19 protein-coding genes are annotated in these 19333 nt (G+C 50.1%); 7 read left to right on the forward strand and 12 right to left on the reverse strand.

Going from position 1 to position 19333, the window contains the following annotated elements; all coding sequences use genetic code 11:
• Positions 1-81: 81 nt before the first annotated feature.
• The gene (locus EFB08_RS16170; protein ID WP_123128008.1) at positions 82-1734 is read right to left on the reverse strand and encodes an amidohydrolase; all 1653 of its coding nucleotides are present in this window, start codon (positions 1732-1734) and stop codon (positions 82-84) included.
• On the reverse strand, positions 1727-2497 hold the full coding sequence (locus EFB08_RS16175; RefSeq protein WP_123128009.1) for an AMP nucleosidase: 771 nt from the start codon (positions 2495-2497) through the stop codon (positions 1727-1729). The genes EFB08_RS16170 and EFB08_RS16175 overlap by 8 nt, the downstream gene beginning before the upstream one ends.
• A gap of 75 nt (positions 2498-2572) precedes the next feature.
• Between EFB08_RS16175 and EFB08_RS16180 the strand changes: the two genes are divergently transcribed.
• The gene (locus tag EFB08_RS16180; protein ID WP_123128010.1) at positions 2573-3028 is read left to right on the forward strand and encodes a type I restriction enzyme HsdR N-terminal domain-containing protein; all 456 of its coding nucleotides are present in this window, start codon (positions 2573-2575) and stop codon (positions 3026-3028) included.
• A gap of 208 nt (positions 3029-3236) precedes the next feature.
• Here EFB08_RS16180 and ald read toward each other — a convergent pair whose 3' ends face one another.
• Together ald and EFB08_RS16190 are read right to left on the reverse strand one after the other, a co-directional pair.
• Positions 3237-4352 carry an alanine dehydrogenase gene (gene ald, locus EFB08_RS16185; protein ID WP_123128011.1) on the reverse strand — a complete coding sequence of 372 codons (1116 nt, stop codon included), beginning with the start codon at positions 4350-4352 and terminating at the stop codon, positions 3237-3239.
• A 212-nt stretch (positions 4353-4564) separates the two neighbouring features.
• Positions 4565-5359, reverse strand: coding sequence for a DUF1573 domain-containing protein (locus tag EFB08_RS16190; protein WP_123128012.1), 795 nt, complete (start codon positions 5357-5359; stop codon positions 4565-4567).
• Between the two features lie 189 nt (positions 5360-5548).
• On the opposite strand from EFB08_RS16190, the gene EFB08_RS16195 reads away from it, so the two are divergent.
• Positions 5549-7960 carry an alpha-ketoacid dehydrogenase subunit alpha/beta gene (locus EFB08_RS16195; protein ID WP_123128013.1) on the forward strand — a complete coding sequence of 804 codons (2412 nt, stop codon included), beginning with the start codon at positions 5549-5551 and terminating at the stop codon, positions 7958-7960.
• Between the two features lie 73 nt (positions 7961-8033).
• Here the strand turns inward: EFB08_RS16195 and EFB08_RS16200 are convergent, their stop codons facing one another.
• Complete coding sequence (locus EFB08_RS16200) at positions 8034-8594, reverse strand: hypothetical protein (protein ID WP_125077760.1); 561 nt, start codon at positions 8592-8594, stop codon at positions 8034-8036.
• A 79-nt stretch (positions 8595-8673) separates the two neighbouring features.
• On the opposite strand from EFB08_RS16200, the gene EFB08_RS16205 reads away from it, so the two are divergent.
• The gene (locus tag EFB08_RS16205; RefSeq protein WP_123128015.1) at positions 8674-9666 is read left to right on the forward strand and encodes an acyl-CoA synthetase family protein; all 993 of its coding nucleotides are present in this window, start codon (positions 8674-8676) and stop codon (positions 9664-9666) included.
• 93 nt (positions 9667-9759) lie between these two features.
• On the opposite strand, the gene EFB08_RS16210 is transcribed toward EFB08_RS16205, so the two are convergent.
• The 5 genes from EFB08_RS16210 to parS form a co-directional block, all read right to left on the reverse strand.
• The gene (locus EFB08_RS16210) at positions 9760-10914 is read right to left on the reverse strand and encodes a sigma-54-dependent transcriptional regulator (RefSeq protein WP_123128016.1); all 1155 of its coding nucleotides are present in this window, start codon (positions 10912-10914) and stop codon (positions 9760-9762) included.
• Between the two features lie 141 nt (positions 10915-11055).
• On the reverse strand, positions 11056-11829 hold the full coding sequence (locus tag EFB08_RS16215; protein WP_123128017.1) for a copper homeostasis protein CutC: 774 nt from the start codon (positions 11827-11829) through the stop codon (positions 11056-11058).
• A 4-nt stretch (positions 11830-11833) separates the two neighbouring features.
• Entirely contained in the window at positions 11834-12811 is a 978-nt protein-coding gene (locus tag EFB08_RS16220) for an isoaspartyl peptidase/L-asparaginase family protein (protein ID WP_123128018.1), read from the reverse strand.
• 649 nt (positions 12812-13460) lie between these two features.
• On the reverse strand, positions 13461-13922 hold the full coding sequence (locus EFB08_RS16225; protein WP_123128019.1) for an RES family NAD+ phosphorylase: 462 nt from the start codon (positions 13920-13922) through the stop codon (positions 13461-13463).
• On the reverse strand, positions 13919-14347 hold the full coding sequence (gene parS, locus EFB08_RS16230; RefSeq protein ID WP_123128020.1) for a type II RES/Xre toxin-antitoxin system antitoxin: 429 nt from the start codon (positions 14345-14347) through the stop codon (positions 13919-13921). The genes EFB08_RS16225 and parS overlap by 4 nt, the downstream gene beginning before the upstream one ends.
• Positions 14348-14658: 311 nt before the next feature.
• Here parS and EFB08_RS16235 point away from each other — a divergent pair, with 311 nt between their 5' ends.
• Positions 14659-15921: a dicarboxylate/amino acid:cation symporter gene (locus tag EFB08_RS16235; protein WP_123128021.1), complete on the forward strand. Its 1263-nt coding sequence runs from the start codon at positions 14659-14661 to the stop codon at positions 15919-15921.
• A 42-nt stretch (positions 15922-15963) separates the two neighbouring features.
• On the opposite strand, the gene EFB08_RS16240 is transcribed toward EFB08_RS16235, so the two are convergent.
• The gene (locus EFB08_RS16240) at positions 15964-16344 is read right to left on the reverse strand and encodes a winged helix-turn-helix transcriptional regulator (protein WP_123128022.1); all 381 of its coding nucleotides are present in this window, start codon (positions 16342-16344) and stop codon (positions 15964-15966) included.
• Between the two features lie 123 nt (positions 16345-16467).
• Here EFB08_RS16240 and EFB08_RS16245 point away from each other — a divergent pair, with 123 nt between their 5' ends.
• Positions 16468-17100 (forward strand): NAD(P)H-dependent oxidoreductase, encoded by a 633-nt coding sequence (locus EFB08_RS16245; RefSeq protein ID WP_123128023.1) that lies wholly within the window; start codon positions 16468-16470, stop codon positions 17098-17100.
• 107 nt (positions 17101-17207) lie between these two features.
• Complete coding sequence (locus tag EFB08_RS16250) at positions 17208-18158, forward strand: aldo/keto reductase (RefSeq protein ID WP_123128024.1); 951 nt, start codon at positions 17208-17210, stop codon at positions 18156-18158.
• Positions 18159-18353: 195 nt separating this feature from the next.
• Here EFB08_RS16250 and EFB08_RS16255 read toward each other — a convergent pair whose 3' ends face one another.
• Positions 18354-18839, reverse strand: a complete 486-nt coding sequence (locus EFB08_RS16255) for an NUDIX domain-containing protein (protein ID WP_123128025.1) — start codon at positions 18837-18839, stop codon at positions 18354-18356.
• A gap of 38 nt (positions 18840-18877) precedes the next feature.
• Here EFB08_RS16255 and EFB08_RS16260 point away from each other — a divergent pair, with 38 nt between their 5' ends.
• Positions 18878-19333 carry a PaaI family thioesterase gene (locus EFB08_RS16260; protein WP_123128026.1) on the forward strand — a complete coding sequence of 152 codons (456 nt, stop codon included), beginning with the start codon at positions 18878-18880 and terminating at the stop codon, positions 19331-19333.

Here is a 19333-nt window from a genome sequence, read left to right on the forward strand (position 1 = left end):
TTGACTTAAAACAGAAAGGGCATCCACCACCGGATGCCCTTTCTGTTTTAAGGTTGTTTTCAGAAAAACGAGGCGAAAACCCTATTTCTGGCCGTATACTTTTTCGCCGTTCAGGTACGTACTGATGACCTTCACGCCTCTGATGGCTTCGGGTTTAATGGTCATGATGTCTTGGTCCAGGATCACGAAATCGGCAACCTTTCCCACTTCAATACTGCCTTTCTGCTTTTCCTCGAAGTTGGCGTAAGCTGCCCAGATGGTAGTGCCCTTTAAAGCCTCTTCTCGGGTTAAAGCGTTTTCCATCTGGAATCCTTCAGCAGGGTAATTCTCAGCATCTTGTCTGGCGATAGCCGAGTGAAACCCAAACAACGGATTGATGTGCTCCACCGGGAAATCTGAGCCCAGCGGAAGGATATTATTCTGCTGCAATAAGGCTTTAAAAGCGTAGGCATGTTTCACCCGGTCCAGGCCTAAACGTTCGCTGGCCCAGTACATGTCTGAGGTGGCGTGCGTGGGCTGAACCGAAGGTAAAATGCTGTACTTGCCAAAAAGCGGAACATCTTCGGGGTTCACTACTTGGGCATGCTCTACGCGCCAGCGGCGGTTGTTCTTGCCCTTTAGCAGATTGCCGTAGATCTGCAGAATCACGCGGTTGGCAGAATCACCAATGGCGTGGGTGTTCATCTGAAAGTTGTGCTGGTAAAGCTCGGCAGCCAGGTCTTTGTACTCCTGCACTGTCTCCAATAGGAACCCGGTCTCATTTGGCCGGTCAGAATACGGGTGCAGCAGGCAGGCACCTCTTGAACCCAGGGCGCCATCGCCGTACACTTTAAACGACCTTACGTTCAGCCGATCAGAGGTATATGGTCCGTTTTTGAAGTAATGGGTCTTGTTCTCGGGAGTAGGGCTAAGCATGGCGTAAACCCTGACCCGCAGTTCTCCGGCTTTCTGAAGGGAATCCATCAGGTCAACCGCATCTTTTGGTAAACCAGCATCCACTACAGTTGTGATTCCCACTTGGAAAAGGTTTTGCTCGGCTTCCTTCAAGACCTCTGTCAATTCCTTTACCGAAGGCATTGGGATTTTCTCTGAAGCCAGATCACCGGCGTTGTCAACCAGAATACCAGTCAATTTCCCGTTTTTGACTTCCACACGGCCACCGTTCACCTGGGTTTGCGGTGTGATGCCAGCCAAATCAAGGGCCTTTTGGTTCGCCAGAAAGGCATGGCCATCTACCCGTTGAATCATTACCGGAATGTCTGGGAACAATTGGTCCAGGGTGTCTTTGGTAGGGAATTGCTTTACCTTCCAGTCGTTCTGGTCCCAACCACGGCCCGTGAGCCAAGCCGCATCCGGATACTCCTGGCGTTGTTTCTGAAGCCGCTGAATTACCTCTGCGAAAGAGGTGGTGCCCACCAGGTCAGCCTCCCGCTGGTTCATGGCGTAGCGATAAAAGTGGGCATGGGCATCAATTAAGCCAGGGTACACGGATTTCCCCTGGGCATCTACCTCCTGAGTGGCTTTGTATTTCTGCCGAAGGCCCTCAGAGGTGCCTACCTCTACTATTTTACCGTCTTTTACTGCAAACGCCTGGGTTTTGTCAAATTCTTGGTTTACCGTGTAAACGGTGGCGTTGTACACCAACAGATCAGCTTTCTGGCTCTGACTGCAGGAAGAAAGGAGGGAAAGCCCCAGCAAGCCGGACAATCCCAGGTGACTCCATTTTTTAGTCATAGCGCAGGTGTTTCACTGATTCACCGGAGTCACGAAGCTCCAGCAAAGCGTCAATCCCGATCTGGAGATGTTTGGTCACGAAATCGGCAGTGATTCTTAAATCGCTTTCTGCGGTTTTCACGCCGTCTGGGGTCATTGGGTTATCTGACACCAGCAACAGGGCCCCGTGAGGGATATCGTTCATAAAGCCTACCACAAAAATAGTGGCCGTTTCCATGTCCACACCCAAAGCCCGGATGGAAAGTAAATATTCCTTGAACTCTTCGTCATGCTCCCACACACGGCGGTTAGTGGTGTACACTGTGCCGGTCCAGTAATCCATCTCGTGCTTTTTGATCATGGACGAAACCGCCCGCTGCAGACGGAACGAAGGGAGAGCAGGAATTTCCGGTGGAAGGTAGTCATCAGAGGTTCCTTCGCCCCGGATGGCTGCAATGGGCAGGATCAGGTCACCCAGTTTAGATTTTTTCAGCCCGCCGCATTTGCCTAAAAACAAAGCTGCTTTGGGTTTCACCGCCGATAGCAAATCCATAACGGTGGCTGCCATAGCGCTTCCCATCCCGAAATTAATGATGGTAATGTTTTGGGCGGTGGCGGTCTGCATGGGTTTATCTGAACCTTTAATCTCTACCCCAAACTGGTCGGCAAACATGACCACGTAATTGAGGAAGTTAGTGAGCAAGATATATTCCCCGAATTCATTCAACGGCCGGCCCGTGTAGCGGGGAAGCCAGTTCTCGACGATCTCCTTTTTGGTCTTCATAGTTTATTTTGGTTCTGTTTTGAGAAAATCAGGCTTAAAGCCCCTGCACTGCCGCTTAGTTACTACTTTTGGCGAATGGAACAGCTTTCTTTGCCTGCATATTCCTACAAACTTAAGGATTCTGGAGGGAAAACATTTATTCTGGATCAGGTACGCCGCAAATATGTGCTCTTAACCCCCGAGGAGTGGGTACGGCAGCACATCATCCATTTGTTGCATGCGCACTTGGCGTTTCCCTTGGCGTTGATGAGCGTTGAACGGGGCACCAAATACAATACCCTACAAAAACGAACCGACCTGCGCGTCTATTCCACCGATGGTTTGCCGCTTCTTTTGGTAGAATGCAAGGCTGCCCACGTCCCCATCACTGAAGCTACCGTGAAACAGGTGGCCGTGTACAATCAAACCATTGCTGCTCCTTACCTCATGGTCAGTAATGGGCTAGAGCATTACTGCTGGCACGTACACCCCGGAACAAAGCAAATAACCCCCATTCCTGTTTTACCCTCTTTTTATGAAATGGGGCAATAAACAGGGGGGATTTAAGGGGATCAAATGGATGATCGATGTGTTCCAAGGAAAATTTAAAAACGATAAAATGCTTTCTTGTAATTATTTAACATTCCATGAAAGGTGTATTTCTTTAAGAATATTTTAGGCTTTATTTCAAAAAACAGCTATAAAAGAAAAGCCTCCCTTTCACAAGAAAGGGAGGCTTTTCTTTTAGAAAAACTAGAATTTAGGCTAGTACTTCAGCAACGTTTGTCAACGGTAAGTTGAAGGCTTGGGCTACTCCAGGGTACACTACTTTTCCGTCTACCACGTTCAAGCCAAGTCTTAGCTCTTCACGCTCCTGGCATGCTTGTTTCCAGCCTTTGTTGGCCAGTAATAAAGCATAAGGAAGGGTAGCGTTGGTAAGGGCAAGGGTAGAGGTGTAAGGAACAGCACCTGGCATGTTGGCCACGCAGTAATGAACCACGTCATCAATGATGAAGGTTGGATTCTCGTGCGTGGTTGGCTTACAGGTTTCAATGCAACCTCCCTGGTCAACGGCCACGTCTACCAATACGGTACCCGGACGCATGTCTTTCAGCATGTCACGGGTGATCAGGTGAGGGGCTTTTGCGCCTGGGATCAGAACCGCACCAATGATCAAATCAGCATCTTTGATGGCTTCTTTGATGTTGTAATGGTTTGACATAACCGTGGTCACGTTGGCTGGCATGATGTCGTCCAGTTCACGCAGACGCTTCAGGCTTATGTCCATGATGGTCACGTTCGCTCCGAAACCGGCAGAGATCTTGGCCGCCTGTGTTCCCACGATTCCACCACCTAATACCAATACATTGGCTGGTTTCACACCGGGTACGCCACCCAATAAAATGCCGCGGCCTTTCAATGGTTTCTCCAGGTATTTGGCACCTTCCTGCGGAGCCATACGGCCCGCTACTTCACTCATCGGAATAAGCAAAGGCAAAGAACGGTCTTTCAGCTCAACAGTCTCATAAGCCAGGCACGTTGCTTTCCGCTCAATCATGGCGTGCGTCAACGGCTCATAGGAAGCAAAGTGGAAGTACGTGAACAACAATTGGCCTTCTTTGATCAGGGCATATTCCTGCTCAATGGGCTCTTTCACTTTCACAATCATCTCAGCGATGGCGTACACTTCCTCAATAGTAGGGAGGATGGTTGCGCCCGCAGCTGAATATTCCTCATTTGAGAAACCACTGCCTTCACCGGCAGTAGCCTGTACATAAACGGTGTGGCCGTTCTTTATAAATTCCGCCACGCCACCGGGGGTGAGGGCCACGCGGTTTTCGTTGTTTTTTATCTCCTTCGGAAGACCAATAATCATGGTGTGATTTTTTATAAGGTGGTGAAAAAGTGCACAAATATACACCAACCTGCTAGCAGATTTGCAAGCACCACCTCTATTTAATTAACGTTTGTTTGGCAAAGCTTTGTTTTTGGTGCTCTTTTTCAAAATCATGCCCAAAACACCAAAGGGCATAAAAAAAGGCAGCAACTTGGTTACTGCCATTAGTACAAAATAAAACTATGAAAAAACTATTTAAAAGGCACAGAGGCCTTGTTAACCTTAACTGAACTTTGTTTTGCTAAGCTTTCAACCACTTTGGCCTTTAGAGTAAGGGTGGGAGCTGAACCTGTGATATCGTTAGAAACAAGATTTACTGTCTCTATTCTGTCCTGTAACACCTGAGGGCTATAGGTAAGTTCCAACTTTGCCGCTTGTCCTGCTTTTACTACCGAAGGGCTCATTTTGAACGCTACGCAGTTGCAGGCAGTCTGTAATCCGGTAACATTCAAATCTGATTTTCCGGTGTTTTTGACGGTGAATTTGGCGGTAGCTTTCTGGCCTTTTTCCAATTTCCCGAAGTCAAAGGTAGTGCTGGTTACTTCCATCTTAGGAGAATTGGCTTTTTCCTGAGCTGAAGCGGTAGAAGAAGGGGCTGAGGAGGCGTCTTTCTGAACCACAGTTCCTTTGATGAAAAGAGACAGGGTTTCAGGAGTACCGTTTGAAGTTACGGTTAATGTTTTGCTGAAGGCACCCGGGCGGCCAGCACTGTTATAACCGGCTTTCACAACGCCTGTTTTACCTGGCAGGATGGCTTCTTTTGGCCACTCAGGAGTGGTACAACCACAGGATGCCTGCACATGAGAGATAATAACCGGTTGGTTTCCGGTATTCTTAAATTTAAATTCGTACACAGCTTGTACACCTTCGGTCACATTCCCGAAGTCGTGGGTATCTTTTTCAAAGGTCAGCACCCCTTGTGCAGAGACCATTCCTTGGGTAAGTACCGCAAGTAGAAGCGTGAGGAACAGATAAATTTTTTTCATAACATTTTATATTGTTTGAGACGTTTGCTTAGCCCGGTTAGTGAGCAAAACAAAAATAAGAAAAATTAGTTCGGATAGCTACACAAAATCGCGCTTTAGAACACCACCCACACGAATCCATTTGAAAATGGGGTAAAACTTACGTAGTTTTGACTTTAAAAATCCTTATAGGACCTTATAAGATAACGCATGCAAACCGTTGAACGGATTACTCAGCTTTCCCTTACAAAAGAAGAGATGTTGCAAGACTATCGCATCGCTTGCGAGAGTCGGCAGGCCAGTTTAACCGGCCGGAAAGAAGTGTTCATGGGAAAAGCCAAATTCGGGATTTTCGGAGACGGAAAAGAAGTGGCCCAATTGGCCATGGCCCGGTTTTTCCGCCCCGGCGATTTCCGCTCCGGGTACTATAGGGACCAAACCTTCATGTTTGCCATAGGGGAGCTAACCATACAACAGTTTTTCGCCCAATTATATGCCCACACCGATGTGGAGCAGGAGCCGTCTACCGCCGGGCGCAGCATGACCGGACACTTCGGGACGCGCCTGCTAGACGATGAAGGCAAATGGAAACCCCAAACTACCGCTAAAAACTCCTCCGCTGATATTTCCCCAACCGGTGCCCAGATGCCTCGTCTGTTAGGTTTGGCCTATGCCTCTAAGCTGTACCGCGAGAACCCTGAGTTGCACCAGTTCACCGACTTTTCAGTCAACGGAAACGAGATCGCCTTCGGCACCATCGGAAATGCTTCTACTTCTGAGGGAGTATTCTTTGAAACCATCAATGCCGCGGGCGTTCTGCAGGTACCTATGTTGGTATCGGTGTGGGACGATGGTTACGGAATTTCGGTACCGGCCAAATACCAGACCACAAAAGGCAGCATCTCTGAAATTCTGGCAGGCTTCCAGCGCGATGCCCCGGGAGAACAAGGGTATGAGATCTTCAAGGTGAAAGGTTGGGATTATGCCGGTCTTTGTGAAGTGTACCAGCAAGCCACCCAGGTGTGCCGCGAGCAGCACGTACCCGTATTGATCCACGTGGAGGAAGTCACCCAGCCGCAAGGCCACTCTACCTCTGGGTCGCACGAGCGCTATAAATCAAAGGAACGCCTGGCTTGGGAAGAAGAATATGACTGCATCAAACAGATGCGCAATTGGCTTATCACCAACGGGTACGCCCAACATGCCGAGTTGAACCAGATTGAGGCAGAGGCCAAAGAGGCCGTGCGCGTGGCCAAAGGGAATGCCTGGGCTTCGTTCAACACGGCCATCCAGGAAGACCACAAGCAATGCTTGGTATTGTTAGAGCAGCTTTCGGCCAGTTTGGAGCAAAACAGCTCAGAAGTAGCGGCCATCCGTGAAGAGTTGAGCAAAACATTGAACCCGCTGCGCTCAGACGCCATCAAGGCCGCCCGGAAAGCCCTCCGATTTGTGCGGAATGAAAGAAGCGCCGCCAAACGTGATTTGGTAAAATGGCTGGAAACAGTTCAGGGCGAAAACGCCGAGCGCTACAACTCTTACCTCTACAGCCAGTCTGATGAGTCTGCCTTGCTGGTGGAAGAGATTAAACCAGAATACACTGAAGATAGCCCTGTGGTAGATGCCCGGGAAGTACTGCAGGCGTGTTTCGATGCCATTTTGGCCAGTGACCCAAGGGTATTTGCCATTGGCGAAGACGTAGGTAAGATTGGGGACGTAAACCAGGCCTTTGCCGGTTTGCAGGACAAATACGGGGAGTTGCGCGTAACTGATACCGGTATTCGGGAATGTACTATTGCCGGGCAGGGAATTGGAGCCGCCTTAAGAGGTCTTCGCCCGATCACCGAGATCCAGTACCTTGATTACCTGCTATACGCCATTCAGATCCTGAGCGATGATGTGGCCAGCTTACAGTACCGCACCAAAGGCGGGCAGAAAGCACCCGTAATTATCCGGACCCGCGGACACCGTTTGGAAGGAGTATGGCATTCTGGGTCACCTATGGGTATGATCCTGCACAGCTTGCGGGGCATGCACGTGTTGGTGCCACGTAACATGACCCAAGCCGCTGGATTTTACAACCTGTTACTGAAATCAGATGAACCAGCGTTGGTAGTAGAGTGCCTCAACGGGTACCGCCTGAAAGAACGTATTCCAGCCAACATCGGGGAATTCACCATTCCGTTGGGAATGCCCGAAGTTTTAAGAAAAGGAACTGACATTACTATTGTGACGTACGGCTCTATGTGCCGAGTAGTCATGGAGGCGGCAGAGCAATTGCAATCAGTGGGCATATCCGCAGAAATAATTGACGTACAAACCCTTTTGCCCTTTGACTTAGAGCATCAGATTACCGATTCTATCCGGAAGACCAACCGAGTGCTGTTCACCGATGAAGATGTTTCTGGCGGAGCTACCGGTTTTATGATGCAGAAGGTAATTGACGAGCAGGAAGCCTGGCGTTGGCTGGATTCCAAACCGACCACCCTTTCCGCCCAGGATCACCGTCCTTCGTATTCCACTGACGGAGACTACTTCTCCAAGCCAAGCGCCGAGGATGTGTTCGAAACAGTGTATGCCATCATGCACGAAGTAGACCCTAAAGCATTCCCTTCCCTTTACTAAGGAAGGAACCATAAAACGAACGGCCTGCTTCTTCAGAAGCAGGCCGTTCGTTTTAAAAAAAGTGGGTTTAGGGCTAAGGTTGGGAGTACATGATAACGTCTGAGGTGGTTACCACCTGACTTTCATGCTTCGCCCTGTCAATTATTTTTAGGTCGAACCGGACCGTGTCTCCTCGTTTGATGGGGTTGAAAGGGCTCTCATAAATAGAGATGCTGTACCGGATGTCACCTTCCAGCGGCTCTTCCCGGTCTTCGGAGGAAACCCTTGGGAAACGGCCGTTATAGCTGATCGGGTTACCAGAGGGGTCCAGAACTCTCTCATAACTGCCGTTCTTTTTCTTGTAGATGTTGCAGATCATGTTGTAGAAGAAAGGACCACCGGGATTAAAGGGTTCCTTGATATCGTCGGGGAACAAAGTCTCGGATAATCCTAAATCACCGTCTCCGTCCTGAAACCGCACGATAAGAATAAGAGAGTCATACGTGACGTTTGAGGGATTCCGAAGGGTGCGTTGTTCTATGCCTCTGAAGGTAAGGTTAGGGGTAAGGTCAAATTCTGGTTCGTCGTAGCAGGACGTTAGCCCCAGAGAACCAAGAACAAAGGCCAATCCAAACAGGAGTCTATGTTTTTTCATAGTGAAATGATGAGCACCTAAGGTACAAATCCTAACGCGCACTTGCTTACTTTGTTGTATAATTTAGCAACCATCATCCATGGGTTTTCCCGCAGAGTACAAAAAAGACCTACTTCAGAAGGGTCCCGCAGATTTTCAAGCGGCTGCCTTGGCTTTGTTCCAATACCAGGCCAGCCATAACCCCGTTTACCAGGCTTACCTGAAGTACCTGAAAAAAGAGGTTTCTCAAATAAAAGAGCTCCACCAGATCCCGTTCCTGCCCATAGAGTTCTTCAAGACGCATACCGTTCAATCCCACCCGTTTACGCCTCAGGTCATTTTTAAAAGTAGCGGCACTACGCTGCAACAGCGCAGCCAGCACCTGGTAGAGAACCCAGACTTCTACAAGCAGCATGCCCAGGCGTTGTTTGAAGAAACCTACGGACCTTTAAAGGGTAACGTGGTGTTGGCTTTACTTCCTTCTTACTTCGAACAAGGTGATTCTTCTTTGGTGATGATGGTGGATCATTTTATCCAGGCTACTGGTCAAACTGAACCCGGTTTTTACCTCAGGAACCACGCAGAACTCCTCCAGGCCCTGAACTTAGCGAAAGCAGCCGGACAGAAGGTGTATCTTTTTGGAGTAACCTATGCCTTGCTGGATCTGGCGGAGGAACAAGGGAACCAGGAGTTCAGCGGGGTAACTATTTTTGAAACCGGGGGAATGAAGGGCCGAAGACGCGAAATGGTGCGCCAAGAACTCCATCAGATTCTCACCGCGGCCTTTGGAGTAGAAACGATCCATTCTGAGTACGGCATGACGGAGCTTTTATCACAGGCTTATTCCACCGGTGAGGGTATTTTCCAGCCCTCCAGAACGCTCCGTGTGTTGGTGCGGGATGTCAACGATCCTTTCTCTATCTCCAGTGAATCGGGTTCAGGAGGGGTGAATGTGATAGACCTTGCCAACGTAGATTCCTGCGCCTTCATTGAAACCAAGGACCTCGGCAAACTTTACTCAGATGGCTCCTTTAAGATTATGGGCCGTTTTGATAATTCAGACATTAGAGGATGTAACTTGTTGGTAGTATGATGTTTTTGGGCTTTTTCTATAAAACTGCTTTAAAACAGAGAAGCCTCCTAGACCAAATCCTGGAGGCTTCTCTGTTGGTAAACTTAAGTGGTTCTATTTAGCGTAAGCCCGGGCGTCTTCTTCGGTGATGGTGTCTTCGCTCATGATCACCAGGCGTTCTACCACGTTCCGGAGTTCACGTACATTACCGCGCCAGTCAAGGCCTTGCAGGTAGGTGAGCGCTTCTGCTGAAATATTTTTGGGTTTGTTCCCGTAATCGCGGGCCACGTCTTGCAGGAATTTAGTCACCAGATCAGGAATGTCTTCGCGGCGCTCGTTCAACGGAGGCACGTGGATCAGGATCACGCTTAAGCGGTGGTACAAGTCTTCCCGGAAGTTTTTGGCTTCAATCTCCTCCAGCAGGTTCTTGTTGGTGGCGGCCACCACGCGTACATCCACCGTAATGTCTTTGTCACCCCCAACGCGGGTGATCTTGTGCTCCTGCAATGCGCGCAATACTTTGGCCTGCGCCGATAAACTCATGTCCCCGATTTCGTCCAGGAACAACGTGCCGCCGTTGGCCTGCTCAAATTTCCCGATGCGCTGTTTCACGGCCGAGGTAAACGAGCCTTTCTCGTGCCCGAACAATTCGCTTTCAATCAATTCACTTGGAATGGCCGCACAATTCACTTCCACCAAAGGACCCGAGGCGCGATTGCTCTGTTCATGCAAAGAGCGGGCGACCAGTTCTTTTCCGGCTCCGTTAGGCCCAGTGATAAGAACGCGGGCATCGGTAGGGGCTACTTTGGCAACAGCCGCTTTCACCTTAGACAAAGCAGGCGAGGCGCCTACCATCTCATAGGTCTTGGATATTTTCTTCTTAAGAGTCTTGGTTTCCGTCACCAGAGAGGCTTTGTCCAGCGCATTCCGCACCGAAACCAGCAGTCGATTCAGATCCGGTGGTTTCACCAGGAAATCATAGGCGCCTTTTTTGGTGGCCTCCACGGCCGTGTCAATGGTGCCGTGCGCCGAGATCATAATAAAAGGAGTGTCAGGCACCAGGATAGTGGCACGTTCCAGCACTTCCATGCCGTCCATCTTGGGCATTTTGATGTCGCAGAGCACTACATCGTATTTGCTTTTCTGCAGGAGTTCCAGGCCGCGCTCGCCGTCTTCGGCTTCGTCTACGGTATAGCTCTCGTATTCTAAAATTTCCTTGAGGGTGTAGCGGATGCTACGTTCATCATCAATGATCAGGATCTTGGGCATTTATCTTCTTTTTTCTGAGCGAACGGTGAAAGTTCGCAATTTATTTCCGTTGGATACGTGGGAAAAGCCCTCAGGGATATTTTTGGGCTGTTTACCATAAAATAGGTTCAAAACAGCTTTTAACGAATTCTAAACTTTGACCTAAAGTGCCGCCGAAGCATTGTTCAGGTTTTGGGTCACTGCTTTCAGGGCTGCTATTCTTTGCGGAGAAGCTTCCATGAGCGCGTATTCTGTAGGTAATGGAGTTCCTCCCATAGGCACTTCTTCACGCCGGAACTGCATCAGGCTTTCCTTCAGGTCACGGGCTGAGGCATGGACTTCTGAAACACCCGTTTTCTGCAGGAGGGAGGCCAAATTTTGTTCGTTGATTCCGCCGCCGGGCAAGATAATCAGTTTTTCGCCGGCTTTTTTCTGCAAACCAGCAATCAGTTCGGCCCCCTCTGGTGCTGAGGCTTTTTGCCCCGAGGTCAGGAGCCGGTGTACACCTAATCGCTGTAAATCTTCCAGTGCCAGAAACGGGTCTGGGGTCAAATCAAACGCCCGGTGGAACGTGATGCTTAGGGGTTGGGTTAGTTCAATCAGTTCACGGGTGCGCAGCACGTCTATGTTACCATCTGGCAGCAAGATGCCCAGCACCACACCGTCGGCTCCAAGTTCTTTGGCCAAGGCTATGTCCTCCTTCATGACCGCAAACTCAAGGTCTGAATACAGGAAATCGCCGCGTCGCGGACGTATGAGAACGTGCAGCCCAATAGTCAAATGTTTTCGGCAAAGCCGGATCATTCCTGCGCTGGGGGTGGTGCCGCCTTCCACCAGGTTATCGCAGAGTTCCACCCGCTGAGCTCCTGCCTTCTGCGCTATAATGGCCGATTGCACCGAATCTACACAGATTTCCAGCAGAACAGATTTCCCCATGGTGCTACAGCTTGAATTTGGCGTCTAATAGTTTGTTTGTCTGGATATCCCGCACGGCATAGTTGAAGCCACGCTGAATGCAATACCCCCCGTACTCGCCCTGTTTGTTGATGGCAATGAAGCCCACCTGCAGGTCTTTCACATTCTTCTGCTTCCGGATGATACGCTCCACCGCCAGTTGACAGGCTTTCTCGGGCGAATTGCCCTGGCGCATGAGTTCCACCACCAAGTGGCTGCCCACCATCCTGATCACCGCTTCGCCCAAACCTGTGGCTGTGGCGGCACCTATTTCATTGTCCACGAACAGCCCGGCACCAATAATGGGAGAATCGCCCACTCGTCCTCTCATTTTGTAGGCAGCTCCGCTGGTGGTACAGGCACCGGCCAGGTTCCCGTGAGCATCCAGTGCCAGCAACCCGATGGTGTCATGGTTCTCAATGTTGATGACCGGTTTGTACTTAGACTCTTTAAGCCAGTTTTTCCAGTCTTTTTCAGATTCGGGCGTTAAAAGGTTCTCTTTCTGGAAGCCTTTGGCAAGGGCAAACTGCAGGGCCCCATCACCCACCAGCATCACGTGCGGCGTGTCTTCCATCACCTTACGCGCCACGGAGATGGGGTGCTTGATGTGTTGCAAATACGCCACCGATCCGCAGTTACTGTCTTTGTCCATGATGCAGGCATCAAGCGTCACATTTCCTTCCCGGTCTGGAAAGCCCCCGTACCCTACGGTCCGCACGTTTGGGTCTGCCTCTGGAACGCGTACACCGGCTTCCACGGCATCCAAGGCATGTCCGTTCTGGGAGAGAATTTTCCAGGCGGCTTCGTTGGCCGGCATCCCATGGTCCCAAGTGGAGATGACCAGCGGCTTATTGGCTTTCCCTTTCTGAATGGTGCCCGAAAAAGCCCGGTGAATGGGGTAGAGTCCGCCCACAAAGGCGGTTCCCAGCGCTGAGAGCCGGAGGAAGTGACGTCTGCTTTTCATGTTTGTTAGAGTGGGGTAGGTTTGTGTCTTGTGAAGGTAGTAAAGGATGGTGCATTTCAAGCCTGATTTTAGGAAAACGGGTTTAAAATGGCAAAACTGTAATCTCTTTAAATCTGTCGCAGGCTAGTCCATCATCAGTTATGGTTTCTCTTATTGGCTGCCCCTTTGAGGGGTAAGTGGCTGATTCATTCCCCGCAAACCATGGTTCAAGTTTTCAACCTGGACCTACCTTGGGCTGAAGTTAGCAAATCAGTGAGGCGATAGCCTTAAAATCCCTTTATGGGTCTTTACTTTCCTGTATCCTTTCTTCTAACCTTAGGGCTGCAGCCGCATCCTGCTGAGGTTTGTCAGGTTGATCCTTGATGCTCAACTAAACCAAAAGAATCTAGAAGAAAAAAAACTTACTGACGCTCAGCCAGTCTTTTCTTCACAAAGGAGGTCCATCTGGCTTCCGCCTTCTGTTCCATAGCCCACGTGGGCTACAGCCATTTGAACCGTTTTAGGGTGCGGCAGGGCGTACCTCGGCCTCAGGTAGACCTTCGGCATATCCTTCCGCAATTGGGCTGATTATGGTTTGAACTGAAGCATGTCTTTTCTTGCTTTTTTAGGCCAAAGGTGAGACAGTTGTTTTTAAGCCCGTTTTCTGAAACTATTTTACAAAAAGCCGCTCGTCAAAGGGGAAGGGCTCAGTGCTGATGAGTTCCAGTTGACTGAATTGGGGGTGGCGGGGATTGAACAGGTAGTTGTGATCGCCTTGCACCACGGCGGAGGGGACTTTCAGGCCCACGAACTTGCCTTCTTGCACGAAGGCGTCACCAATGAGTTGGGTGGCATTGGGGTGGGGGAAAGATCTCCAGTCATGGGGCAGTTCGGAGGGGAGTACTTCACGGAGGGCGAGTTGGTCTGGTACTTCCAGGGTGATGAGCCAGTAATCAGCGGGGACAATGCCTAAAGGCGTGTGCACAGCAATTTCGGTGGTGCAAAGGGCGCGGGACTCGCAGGTGTATAGCACGGCGGTGCCTTTGCTGTTCCAACGGCCGCCCGCCAACTCAGCACCGCGGCCCGAGAGATCGTTTTTGTAAAGACCTTTGCTCAGCCGGAAAACAATCATGCCAGCACGCCGTGTTCAATGCGCGTGAGCTCGTCTTTGAGCAAACTGATCCCGAAGGTGGTATCCAAAAGGCTTTTAGGCGTGATGCCGCCCAAGGCCACGTTCTTGGCTTCGAGCCAGGCGTTGAAGCTCTCTGGGTTGCCAAATACCTCAATGCCGCGTTTGTACAGCAAGGTCACCTCAAGGATCTTCTCGGAATGGATCGGGTCAAATGTTTTCTTTTCCTTTTTGTACCGCTGAATGGTGCGCTCAGACAAGTGCAGAAAAACCGACCATTCACTCAGGTTGAACGGACTCTGGCTCGCGATCTTCACAAACAGCGGGTACTTGATGCCTTGACGCACCGTCTGCACCAGCATCAGGATGTCACGGTCATCAACCGAGGTATTGGAAAGGTTCGTTTCTAGATTGAGTGCCGCTGCCATAGTCATGCTCGTTTAAGTCAAAGGTAACAATTGTCGTTTAATTAACGACAACTGTCCTGAATTAGTTTACACGATCTTTTCCAAAAAGAGGCAGTAAAAGGGTGGATGGAAAGAGAAGAAAAAAACCGTAATCATGGCTTATTTAAATAAGCAGTAACTACACAAAGCTGTTTTAACCCTGTTTTAGAGAAAAAGGCCTGAAAACCGGATCGTGGCAGTTTTTAGTTGATAATCTTCGCCTGGGTTCTTCCTTTAGTTGCAGCTTCGGTTTAAAGTGCCTATTCTTATCCCTTGCTTTTACTTACCCTTACATGATCCGGAAGAAACCTCTCTATAAAAGCCTTTATTTCCAAGTAATTTCTGCCATTGCCACTGGGGTCCTGCTGGGGCATTTTATGCCAGATCTGGCGGTGCAATTGAAGCCGCTGGGCGATGCCTTTATCAAGCTGGTCAAAATGATGATCGGGCCGGTGGTGTTCTGCACCATTGTCACGGGTATTGCCGGCATGCAGGACATGAAACAGGTGGGCCGGGTAGGGGTGAAAGCGCTGCTGTATTTTGAGGTCCTCACCACGGTGGCGCTGCTGCTGGGTTTGTTGGTGGTGAATGTGCTGGAGCCGGGAATTGGCATGCACGTAAACGCTGCTAGCCTGGATACCGAAGCTTTGTCGGCGGTGACCAGTGGCGGAGAGAAAACGGATCAGCAGGGAGTGGTTGGTTTCCTGATGCACCTCATCCCTAACAACATCGTGGATGCATTGGCCAAAGGTGATCTGTTACAGATCCTGCTTTTCTCGGTACTTTTCGGGTTTGGCTTGTCAAAGATAGGCGAGCGGGGCCGTCCGGTTTATTCCGGAATCCAGTCGTTGTCCAATGCGCTCTTTGCCGTCATCCACCTCATTATGAAATTCGCGCCGCTGGGGGCTTTGGGCGCTATGGCCTATACCATAGGGAAGTACGGGCTGGCTTCTTTGGGTGCTTTGGGCCAATTGATGGGTTCTTTTTACCTCACCTGTGTGGTCTTTATCGTGGTTATTTTGGGAACGGTTATGAAAACCATGGGCCTCAGTATATTCAGGCTCCTCCGCTACATACGGGAAGAACTTTTGATTGTGCTGGGAACTTCCTCCTCAGAGGCGGCGCTGCCTTCCTTGATTGAGAAACTAGAGAAACTGGGCTGCGCCAAACCAGTGGTAGGGTTGGTGGTGCCCACCGGATATTCCTTCAACCTGGACGGAACCTCCATTTACCTGACCATGGCCGCCGTCTTCGTAGCCCAAGCCACTGATACCCCGCTGGATTTCGGTCATCAGCTTACCTTGCTTTTGGTGTTATTGCTTACGTCTAAAGGGGCGGCGGGTGTAACTGGGAGTGGCTTTATTACGCTGGCTGCTACGTTGCCGGTGGCCGGCAATATTCCGGTGGCGGGGTTGGCCTTAATTCTGGGCATAGACCGCTTTATGAGTGAGGCTCGCGCGCTCACTAACCTCATCGGCAATGCCGTGGCCACCATCTTCGTTGCGAAGTGGGAAAAAGAGATAGACCTGGAAAAGGCTAAAAACTTGATCGGGTAAAAGGCATTTAGGGGCCGATTTCCATAAATCGGCCCCTAAACGTTATACCTCTTCTGGGTGGTAGATAATCTTGTCGCGGTGCTTCATGCCCCAATCACGCAGTTCGTTGATGACCGGGGTAAGGCTGTGGCCGTAATCGGTGATGGAGTACTCCACGGTAACCGGAGACGTATCATGCACGGTGCGTTTCACCAGTTTGTTCATCTCCAGCTCTTTCAGTTCTTTGGAGAGCATCTTGGCGGTAATGCCCTGCACATCGCGGTGAAGTTCTTTAAAGCGTCTTTTATGCACGCAGAGAGCCACAATAATCGGAATCTTCCATTTCCCGCTTAAAATGTCCAGCGCATCTCTGATGGGCAGGATATGGGTGATGCAAAGGTTGCGATCTTGTTTGATGACGGGTTCTTTGATAAGTGCTTCCATATTAGTATGATTTCTACGGGTATACTAGTATACAAACGTAAACCAGTATCTATTTGAAACCAAATGTACGTAAATTTGTTTATACAACTATAGTAGAGACAATTATTTTAACGTAACCGTTCGATGAACTTACTGCACGACCTGAACTGGCGCTACGCCACTAAACGGATGACGGGAGAGAAAATTCCCCAGGATAAATTAAACAATATCTTAGAGGCCATTCGGCTTTCTGCCTCTTCCATGGGTTTCCAGCCCTACAACGTGGTGGTTGTTGAAGACCCGGAAGTACTGAAGCAGATCCACGCCGAAGCCGCCAAGCAGCCGCAGGTGATTGAGGGATCGCACTTACTGGTGTTTGCCGCCTGGGATAATCTAACGGAAGCCCAAGTGACCGAATACATGGAGAGAATTGCCGCCGAAAGAGGGGTTAGCCTTGAGTCCCTGGCTGGTTTTGCGCAAAGCCTTACCGGAGTGATCAACAGTAGAACCGCAGAGGAAAACTTCCAGTGGGCTGCAAGACAAGCGTACATCGCTCTGGGAACCGGTCTGGTAGCTGCTTCCCACGAGAAAGTGGATTCTACCCCAATGGAAGGTTTCAATCCGGCGGCCTTAGATGAACTGCTAGGCTTGCGTGAGAAAGGCCTGCGTAGCGTGGCTTTGCTGGCCCTTGGTTACCGCGATGCCGAGAATGACAAACTGGCCTCGGCCAAGAAAGTGCGCCGACCATCTGAAGAATTTTTCCTGACCGTAGCGTAACCAATCTTCTTTTTAAGAGAATAACCCATAGAACCCGCTGAGTTGCCAGTTGTCTGGTCTCAGCGGGTTTTCACCTTTTACCGTTTTAACCCTTCTTTTACCAAACTATGCAAAAACGCACCTTAGGAAAATCAGGGCTGGAAGTAGCCCCGCTGGCTTTCGGCGGAAACGTCTTCGGCTGGACCATTGACCAGAATACCTCTTTTCAACTGCTGGATGCCTTCACCGATGCTGGCTTCAACCTGATTGACACCGCCGACGGCTACTCGGTCTGGGTTCCCGGCCATACCGGAGGTGAGTCAGAGACCATCATCGGCAACTGGCTGAAATCCCGCGGCAACCGCGACAAAGTGGTCATCGCCACTAAAGTAGGCTGGGAGATCGCTCCGGATAAAAAGGGCCTGAAGAAAAGCTACATCTTTGAACGGGTAGAGGAATCGCTACGCCGCCTCCAAACCGACTATATTGATCTGTACCAGTCGCACGTGGACGATGCCAGCACGCCTTTTGAGGAAACCCTGGAAGCCTACGATCAGCTCATCAAAGCCGGAAAAGTGCGCGCGATTGGAGCCTCCAACATCAAAGCCGACCGTCTGCAGCAAGCCCTGGAAACAAGCAAACAGCACCATCTGCCCATTTACCAAAGCCTGCAACCCGAGTACAACCTTTATAGCCGCCAGGAATTCGAAGAGGCTTTAGAACCTTTGTGCCTGCAGGAAGGAATTGGCGTGATCAGCTACTACGCCCTGGCCAGCGGTTTCCTGACCGGCAAGTACCGCTCAGAATCCGACCTGAACAAAAGCCCTCGTGGCGGAGGCGTAAAGCGCTTTCTCAACGAACGCGGCTTCAGCATCTTATCGGCCCTGGATGAAGTAGCTGCCCGGCACAATGCCAACCCTGCCCAAATTTCCCTTGCTTGGCTCATGGCCCGCCCCAGCATCACCGCCCCCATCGCCAGCGCCACCAGTTTGGAACAGTTGAATGATTTAACCAAAGCGGCACAAATAACTTTAAGCCAGGAAGATATTGCCTTGCTGGACAAGGCCAGCGCTTATTAATTTTTTTAGCAGTAACCTAGTTGCTGTCTTTACCGCACCTCCCAGTTTCAGGGCCGATTTTTCAAAACAGCCTTGAAACGGGGAGGTGCTTTTTTATGGTTTGGCGAGAGTTCTCCTGAACCATATTTGAGAGGAATTATGAAGCAGATTCACATAACAGCCTTAAAACATCCGCGCAAACAAAATCCCTTTAAATCAATCCAAAAAATTCTGCCTCGGAATAAACAAATCATCCAGGTTCACCAACGCATGAAGGATAGGATGCAATTCCTCGCGCTGGAGTTGGAACATGTCCCGGATGTTGAGAAACTTTACCTCTTCTAACAACTGCGCATGGGGCTCATGTTCTGGGTCTGACCCAAGAGCCAAGGTCCCCGTAACGAGATTCACCTCAAAGAACAATTCAATAGCATGAAGCGGCGGACGGAGAAACTCATTGAGATATAAAAACCGACCTACCTCAATTTCCAACCCGGTTTCTTCTTTGAACTCCCTTTTAAGGCATTCCTTTACTTTTTCGTTGAAATCAAGGCCACCGCCGGGGGGCATCCAGAAATAACCTTCGCCAAAGGCAGCCTTGTGACGGGCCAGCAATAGTTTGTCTTCCTGTATCAGCAGTCCGCAGACTCTGACCCTGGTTTTAGATGAGTATGGTTCTGCAAGCGGATGAATGTTCTCCATAGGTTGTAGGGCAGTTCCTGAGGCAGTACTTTTGCCAGATGTTACAGTTGTTCAATCCTGAGTACACAAATACGGTAAAAGAAAAACTTCAGCGGCAATTTTACATGCATTTGCTGGGTTTTGAAATAGAAACCATTGAAATAGGGTTGATAGAGGGCCGCTTACTCCTGGAAGAAAAGCACAAACAGCACAAAGGAATTGCCCACGGTGGGGTAATTGCCACCCTGGCAGACATTGTCATGGGGTTTGCCGCCGTCACCTTGATACCCGCCAACCACCACGTGGTCACGTCCAACCTGAACGTTTCTTACCTGAACCCCGGGGTGGGGTGCGCGCTTTTTGCCAAAGGGTGGGTGCTGAAACAAGGCAAGAAGTTGAACTTTTGTGAGGCGGAAATCTTTAGTATAGATGGCACCGGCGAGAAAAAACTGATCGCCAAGGCATCGGCTACGATGGCAATCCTTCGGCCGGAAGCCACTACTTCCCTGAACTGA

The sequence above is a fragment of the Rufibacter latericius genome, from assembly GCF_003721515.1.
In the GTDB taxonomy this organism is placed as follows: Bacteria; Bacteroidota; Bacteroidia; order Cytophagales; family Hymenobacteraceae; genus Nibribacter; species Nibribacter latericius.